The organism is Aquabacterium sp., from assembly GCF_044226965.1.
GTDB lineage: Bacteria > Pseudomonadota > Gammaproteobacteria > Burkholderiales > Burkholderiaceae_C > Pseudaquabacterium.
On sequence record NZ_JBGAGA010000081.1, the window covers coordinates 20,297 to 27,427 of the forward strand.

At 72.7% G+C, this 7,131-nt stretch carries 7 protein-coding genes; 3 read left to right on the top strand and 4 right to left on the bottom strand.

The window, feature by feature from the left end; all coding sequences use genetic code 11:
* Position 1 precedes the first annotated feature (1 nt).
* Positions 2 to 2,239, bottom strand: coding sequence for a cyclic nucleotide-binding domain-containing protein (locus tag ACILR4_RS25045; protein WP_395703623.1), 2,238 nt, complete (start codon positions 2,237 to 2,239; stop codon positions 2 to 4).
* Positions 2,240 to 2,308: 69 nt separating this feature from the next.
* Here ACILR4_RS25045 and ACILR4_RS25050 point away from each other — a divergent pair, with 69 nt between their 5' ends.
* A complete protein-coding gene (locus ACILR4_RS25050; RefSeq protein WP_395703624.1) occupies positions 2,309 to 2,458 on the top strand; it encodes a hypothetical protein in 150 nt (49 codons plus the stop codon).
* A 66-nt stretch (positions 2,459 to 2,524) separates the two neighbouring features.
* Here the strand turns inward: ACILR4_RS25050 and ACILR4_RS25055 are convergent, their stop codons facing one another.
* The gene (locus ACILR4_RS25055) at positions 2,525 to 3,748 is read right to left on the bottom strand and encodes an esterase/lipase family protein (RefSeq protein ID WP_395703625.1); all 1,224 of its coding nucleotides are present in this window, start codon (positions 3,746 to 3,748) and stop codon (positions 2,525 to 2,527) included.
* 167 nt (positions 3,749 to 3,915) lie between these two features.
* Here ACILR4_RS25055 and ACILR4_RS25060 point away from each other — a divergent pair, with 167 nt between their 5' ends.
* Positions 3,916 to 4,929 carry a trypsin-like peptidase domain-containing protein gene (locus tag ACILR4_RS25060; protein ID WP_395703626.1) on the top strand — a complete coding sequence of 338 codons (1,014 nt, stop codon included), beginning with the start codon at positions 3,916 to 3,918 and terminating at the stop codon, positions 4,927 to 4,929.
* Between the two features lie 23 nt (positions 4,930 to 4,952).
* Here the strand turns inward: ACILR4_RS25060 and ACILR4_RS25065 are convergent, their stop codons facing one another.
* Both ACILR4_RS25065 and ACILR4_RS25070 read right to left on the bottom strand, forming a co-directional pair.
* On the bottom strand, positions 4,953 to 5,384 hold the full coding sequence (locus ACILR4_RS25065; RefSeq protein ID WP_395703627.1) for an NUDIX domain-containing protein: 432 nt from the start codon (positions 5,382 to 5,384) through the stop codon (positions 4,953 to 4,955).
* A 45-nt stretch (positions 5,385 to 5,429) separates the two neighbouring features.
* Positions 5,430 to 5,813 carry a hypothetical protein gene (locus ACILR4_RS25070; RefSeq protein ID WP_395703628.1) on the bottom strand — a complete coding sequence of 128 codons (384 nt, stop codon included), beginning with the start codon at positions 5,811 to 5,813 and terminating at the stop codon, positions 5,430 to 5,432.
* Positions 5,814 to 5,868: 55 nt separating this feature from the next.
* Here ACILR4_RS25070 and ACILR4_RS25075 point away from each other — a divergent pair, with 55 nt between their 5' ends.
* Positions 5,869 to 7,008, top strand: coding sequence for a threonine aldolase family protein (locus tag ACILR4_RS25075; RefSeq protein WP_395703629.1), 1,140 nt, complete (start codon positions 5,869 to 5,871; stop codon positions 7,006 to 7,008).
* The last annotated feature ends 123 nt before the right edge of the window (positions 7,009 to 7,131 follow it).

The window sequence follows — 7,131 nt, forward strand, 5'->3', positions numbered from 1 at the left end:
ATCAGCCTTCGAGCGCATCGACCACACCCACCAGGTGCGCGACGCGGCGCGCCAGCGCCAGGCCGATGTACTTGTACAGCGCCAGCGCCAGTGCCGGTTCGTCACGCTCCAGGCGGTCGAGCTCGTCGCGGCTCAGGTGCAGCACGACGCTGGGCGTGTCGGCGATAACGTCCGCGGTACGCGGCCGGCCGGTGAAGAAGCCGATCTCGCCGAGCACCACGATGCTGCCGCGCGCCGTCTGCAGCCGCACGCTGCCGCCGTCGGCATGGCTGCGGGTCGCACTGACGGAGCCCTTGGCCAGGATGTACAGGTCGCGATCACTGCTGCCCTGCGCGATCAAGCGGCCGCCGGCCGGCAGCTCGATGCGCGGCAGTCGATGCAGCAGCCGCGCGAGCGACATCGCGTCGATGCTCTGCGTGTGCGCGGTGTCGTCGGAGCCGCCGAGGTCGTGGTTCAGCAAGGCCTCCTCGCACCACTCGAGGCCGCGGTCCAGGTCCTCCACATGCTTGCAGCGCGGCCCGGGCCCCAGGCCGGCTGCTTCCAGCTGCGCCCGCATGCGCCGCGGCGCATGCGCCACCACCAGCACCACGCCGGCCGGCGCCAGCGCCTGTGCCACCAGCCAGAAGCTGTGGATGGCGCTGCTGTCACTGCCCAGCACGCGGCGGCAGTCCAGCACCAGGTAGCGCAGGGGCGGCCGGTCGGCGGCGGTCAGGCGCGCCTGCACCCGGTGCTGCAGGCGATCGGCAATGCCGAAGAACAGAAAGCCCTGCAACTGCAGCACCTGCACCGCCGCGCCGAGGCTGCGCACCTGGTCGTCGATGGCCCGGCCGCGTGCCACGCGCGAGCCGTAGGCAGCGCCGGACACCTCGTGCCACACCGGGTCGACGCGGGCGCTGTACACGGCGAACAGCAGCACGGCGGCGAACAACCCGGCCACCATGCCGGCAAGAAAGCCGGCCAGCGCGGTGGTGCCGATCACCAGCGCGACGATCGCGCGCTCCAGGCCGGACAGGCGCACCCAGCTGCCCAGCAGCGCGTCGTAGATCATCTGCAGGGCCAGGAACAGCAGCAGCGCGCCCATCGCCGGCAGCGGCAGCCACAGCAGCACCGAAGGCCCGGCCAGCAGCGCCGCGACGCAGGGCAGCGCGGCCCACAGCGCGATGCGGCGCTGGCGCAGGCCCAGGCGCAGGTTCATGCTGGACAGGCCGAGCTGGTGGTAGCCCGGCAGGCCGCCCAGCACGGCCGCCGCCAGGTTGGCGGCGCCGGCCGCGCGCAGCTCGCGGTTCAGGTCCAGCGGCTGGCCCGCGGCCGTCTCCAGCGCGGCGGCATTCATCAGCAGTGCAATGGCCGTCACCGCCGGCACCACCGCCAGCAACGGGGCAGCACTGGCCACCGCGGACCAATGGATCGAGGCGCCCGCCAGGTCGCCCAGCACCGGCATGATCGGTGCGGCGGGGGGCACGGCCAGCAACCAGCCGGCGCGCACCATGTCGGCCTGCGACCAGCCCAGCCACCCGGCGAGGCCGTGGCACAGCAGCGCGCCCAGCGTCAGCATCACCAGCGTCGTCAGCGGATGCGGACGAAGGCGATGGGCCACCAGCATCAGCACCGCCCAGGCCGAAGCGCCCAAGGCCATCCAGGGAATGTCCGCACCCGCAACCGGTCCGCGCAGCATGCGCAGCGCGCCGGCGGCCAGCAGCCAGCCGGAGCTGGCCATCACGCCGACCAGCACCGGATACGGCAGGAAGCGCGCCAGCCGCCCCGCCCCGGCACGGCCCAGCAGCAGCAGCACCGCGCCGGTGAGCGCGGTGCCGATCACCAGCGTGGCCGCGGCGGTGCCCAGCAGCAGGGCCGAAGTCGCCGACCCGCCCTGCGCCGAAGCGGCCTGCACGGCCGCGCCCATCGCCGCGGCCAGCACCGCGATCGGCAGGCTCTGGCTGCTGCCCAGCGTGCCAGGCAGGCTGCACAGGCGGGCCAGCACCAGCAGGTGCGCCAGCGTCGCCAGCATCGCCCAGCCCAGCGCCTGGCCCACGAAGGCCGCCAGCGGACCGTTGAACAGCAGCGCCGCGAACGAGGCCGAACTGACCGCCGCGACCAGCCCTGAGACCAGGCCGCCGGCGATCACCGGCAGCAGCGCCACCGGCGCCGGCGCTGGCGTGGCGAGCGGCACCTTCGCGGCAGGCTTCGGAGGCAACAGCATCGGCTTGAAGGCCAGGGACGGCGCATGGAGTTTAGCCATCGTCGCAGGGCCCTCGCGCCGCAGCTCCGCGCGCCGACAATGGCGTCTTCGCGCACCCGGGTCTCGCCGATGAAGCGCCTGTACGCCTCGCCCTCGTCCACGCACAGCGGCAATGCGCGCACGGTGATCGACAAGACGGTGATCCCGACAATGGTCGACCTGCTCGACCCGCTGGACCGCTGCGTCACCACGCAGGCGGCCGGGGCCTCGGGGCATTGAGGCAGTGCTGACGCATTGAGGCACTGAGGGCCTGGCGGCCGCCGCGGCGTCACGCGCCGTGGGCCCTCACGCCAGCCACTGCCGCAACTGGCCGTACACCTCGGCGCTGGACAGCAGTTCCAGGTGGCCGGTGTCGTGCACCACTGCCTGGCGCTCCGGCGCGAAGCCCAGCGTGCGCTCGGGTGCCGCGTCCTGCCCCAGCGCGCTGGCCACCGGCACCAGTCCATCGCCCAGCAGCCGGGCCTTCAGGTTGCCGGTCTTCGGGCCCAGGCTGCCGGCCAGGGCGAAGCAGCGGGTCCTGTCCGGCAGACCCACCGCAGCGCAGCGGTGGCTGCCGTCGTCGCCTGCCGGGCCGCTCACGATGTTGCCCAGGCGCAGGTCGTTGATGCCGGCGCTGCGCAGCTTGCCCAGGCGCGCCAGCGGCTCGGCATACGGTGCGGCACCGAGCAGCAGGTCCACGCCATGGCCGGCCCGTTCCAGCGGTGCGCCCTGGTGCGGCGTGCCCAGGCAGACCAGGTCGTTCACCCGCGTGGGCCAGCGCAGCCCGCCGCGCTGGATGAAGGCGCCATGGTGGATGGCGCTGCGCGCCACCAGGCCGCCCATGCTGTGGCCCACCATCACCAGGCGCTCGATCGGCATCGGCCAGGCGTCATACAGCCGCTCCATCAGCTGCGCCAGGATGCGGCCGTTGGTCGACACGCTCAGCCCGCTGTTGTAGTGCAGGTAGATCGGCGTGTACCCCAGGTCGCGCGCCAGGGCCTGGCCGTGGTCGTGGTCTGCCCGCAGCCACTGCAGGTCGTTCATGCACAGGCCGTGCAGCAGCACCAGCAGCTTCGGCGTGGCGCCGCTCACCCGTGCGCGCAAGGCCAGGCGCTCCAGCGGCAAGGGCCGGCCGCCCTGGCGAAACGCCATGGTCACGGCCAGCGGGTTGTCGGTGGCGGCCAGATGGTCGCCCAGCACGCCGTTGAGCGCGGCCAGGACGGCCTCGCGCTCCGGGCGCGGCGGCAGGTGCGGGTCCGCAGCCGCCAGGGCGGGTGCCAGCCAGCCCAGCAGCGCTTCGGCGCTGCCGCCGACCAGGCGCGTCACGCCGCGGACCGTCTGGTAGACCAGGCCGGTGATGCCGCGGGTGCGATCGTCCTCCGGCGTGGCCTGGGTGTAGCCGGGCAGCCGCGGCAGGCTGGTGATGCGCGCATGCATCGCCTCGACCAGGCTGGCGAGGCCGGCCACCGCTTCGGTGGTCAGGCGTGCGGCGCCGCGCAGATCGGCGGCTTGCAGGAGGGGTTGCGTCATGGGCCAGTGTGGCACACGCGGCCGCGGGTCAGCGGCAGGCGGGTGCTAAACTGGATTTTCATGGTGGCGCTTCGCGCTGCCCCCGAGATCGCACGCCGATCTCCTCCCCCCCGGGCAGTGTCCTTCCGACGCCGGCGCTTTGCATTCATCCGCCGAAGGGGCGCCCGTTGAAGAATCTTCAGGAAGCCACCGAACGGATCTGCGAGCTCAAGGGAAACCTGGTCGCGCTGGATGCCTTGATCCCGGCCGTCATCGACACCCTCTCGGCCACGGCGCGTGCGCGGCTCATGGCGTCGTTCGACGCGCATGCCGAAGCAGCCCGCACCGTGATGCTGCATGCCGACATCTCGGACCTGGTGCTGGCGGCCTTCGAGCGCGACGTCGGCCGGACCCGCGCCATCATCCAGGACAGCCGCGCGCCCGAGGGCCCGGCGCGGCCCACCGGCCCGATGGACGCCCTGCTGCTGGCGACGACACGCATCACCACCTTCGCGCAATCCCGCGCGCTGACCAGCGCGAGCGGCTTCTTCTTCCGCCGCGCCGAGCGCCTGTTCCTGGTGAGCAACCGGCACGTGTTCGCAGACCGCGCCAGCGCCCATGCGCCCGACCGCATCGAGTTCGGACTGCACACCCATGCGCAGGACCTGACGCAGCATGCCCTGGTCTCGCTGCCGCTGTACCACGCGGGGCTGGGCCAGTGGCGCGGAGCCACCGACAGCGGCGGCGAGGTCGACGTGGCCGCCATCGAGATCCCGCCCGCGCAGTTGCCGGCAGACGCCGCGCTGCAGGCCTTCGACGCAACGCATCTCGAAGCGCGCGACGAAGAAGTCGCGCTCGGCGACACGCTGGCCATCGTCGGCTTTCCGCTTGGCTTCCACGACACGGTGCACCACCTGGCGGTGGCGCGCAGCGCGTCCGTCGCCTCGGCCTACGGCGTGCGCTTCCAGCGCCAGGGCTGCTTCCTGACCGACGCCCGCACGCACCGCGGCAGCAGCGGCGCGCCGGTCGTGCGCCGGCGCACGCACGGCCGGTCGGCCGGCTCGGCGCTGCCGTGGCAACTGCTGGGCGTGCACTCCACCCGCATGGACATGAACACGCGCGACCAGGCCCAGGACGAATCGCTGGGCCTGAACTGCGCGTGGTACGCCGACGTGCTGCTGACGCTGACCGCCGGCGCCTGAGCGGCCGGCGACGGGCGACGGGTTCAGTCCCAGCCGAATTCGGAGTAGGCCTCGCCGCGCTGCCACAGCCCGATCGCCTGCCGCACGTAGCCGATCACATTGGACGGTAGCGCCTGCAGCGGGTACCAGGCCAGCTCGCTGCACTTGTGGGGCTCGCGGTTCTCGGGTTCGCCCTGCCAGCGCTCGGTGGTGAAGAAGAAGGACACGCGCTCGGCGTCGGAGCGGCGGTGCACCACATGCGCCAGGCGCAGGTCCTGCGGCGCGATCACCAGCCCGGCCTCTTCCAGCGCCTCGCGCGCCATGGCTGCGCGCGCGGTCTCGTTGCCGTCGACATGGCCCGCCACCACGCTGTAGTTGCCGTCCTCGTAGCCGGTGTTCTGGCGCCGCAGCAGCAGCAACTCGTCGCCACGGCGCAGCAGCAGGTGGGCTTCGGGGATCAGCGTGAAGCGGGGCATGGGGCGGCGGGCGTCATCGGCCCAGTGTAGCGACGGGGCGTGCCGTCACAGCCGGCGCCACTCGTCCAGGCAGTGCGCGGCCAGGAAGGTCAGCCACGGGGGCTCCTGCGGGTCGAAGGCCAGGCCGAAGCGCGGGCTGATGGTGAAGCGCATGCGCTGGAAGGCCTCGGAGTCCTGGGCCCGCACGAAGGCAGCCAGGCTGGCAAACGGCACCGCGACGCTGCCCAGTTCCAGCACCGGCACGCGGGTGGTGATTTCCTCGAGCCGGCCGCTGTCCTGGAAGCGCAGCACGGTGTGACCGTAGTCCAGCTCGTTCAAGGCCACCTCGTTGCGGCCTTCGCGCTGCGGCGCGCCCCAGCGGCGGCGGATGTCTTCGGCCGTGAGCGTGAAGGCCAGCGCGCCGGCTTGCACGAAAGGCTGCAGCTGCATGGCGCAAGAGCATAGGGCCTCTGCACGGAAAGGACGCCGATGCGATGATCGCGCCATGGCCCTCACCCCCGACGAGCGGCGCGCGCTGCGCCGCAGCTGCACGGTTGTCGTGCCCGGCTTCGCATCGCCCACCGCGGCGCAGGAATTCCAGCAGCTGGCCGACTGGTGCGCGGCCCACGAGGTGGCGCACGACCTCTACGGCACGGGTGCGCTGGCCGAAGGCTTCGAGGCCAAGGTCGCCGCGCTGCTGGGCAAGCCCGCGGCGGTGTTCATGCCCAGCGGCGTGATGGCGCAGCTGGCCGCGCTGCGGGTGTGGTGCGAGGCCACGCACACGCCGCGCTTCGGCATGCACCCCACCGCCCACCTGGCGCTGCACGAGGAGCAGGCCTTCGAGGCGCTGTTGGGCCTGCACGGCGTGCCGCTGGGCCACCGGCTGCGGCCGCTGCGGGCCGCCGACCTGCAGGCCTGCCGGCAGCCGCTGGCCTGTGCCATCGTCGAGCTGCCGATCCGCGAATCCGGCGGCCAGCTGCCCAGCTGGGACGAGCTGCAGGCGCTGCAGGCCGCGGCGCGCGAACGCGGCATCCGCCTGCACATGGACGGCGCACGGCTGTGGGAAAGCGCGCCGTTCTACGCCCGCCCGCATGCCGAGATCTGCGCCGGCTTCGACTCGGTCTATGTCTCGGTCTACAAGGGCATCGGCGCGCTCAGCGGCGCGCTGCTGGCGGGCGACGCCGAGTTCATCGCGCAGGCCCGGCTGTGGCGCCGGCGCATGGGCGGCACGCTCTACCACCTGAGCCCGATGATCGCCAGCGCGGCGATGCGCTTCGACGAACGCGTGGCGCTGATGCCCGCGCTGTACCAGCGCGCGCAGCAGCTGGCCGCGTCGCTGCAGCCGTTCCGCGCGACGATGCGCGTGAATCCCAGCGTGCCTCACACGCCGCTGTTCCACCTGTTCTTCCACGCACCGGCAGACGCCGTGGCGCAGGCGCGCGACACGCTGGCGCAGCAGCACGGCGCCTGGCTGGTCGACGGCATCGAGCCGGCCGAGGTGCCGGGCTGGAGCCGCACCGAGCTGAACCTGGGCGACCGTATCCTGGCGGTGCCGCACGAGCAGCTGGTGCCGCTGTTCGAACACTTCCACACCCTGCTGCTGCCGCAAGCCAAACACCTGATCAACCCGTCCACCGCATCATGATCGAACACCACGTCGACATCCCCACCGCCGATGGCGCGATGAACACCTTCATCGTCCACCCCGAGGAGAACGGCCCGCATCCGGTGCTGCTGTTCTACATGGACGCGCCCGGCAAGCGCGAGG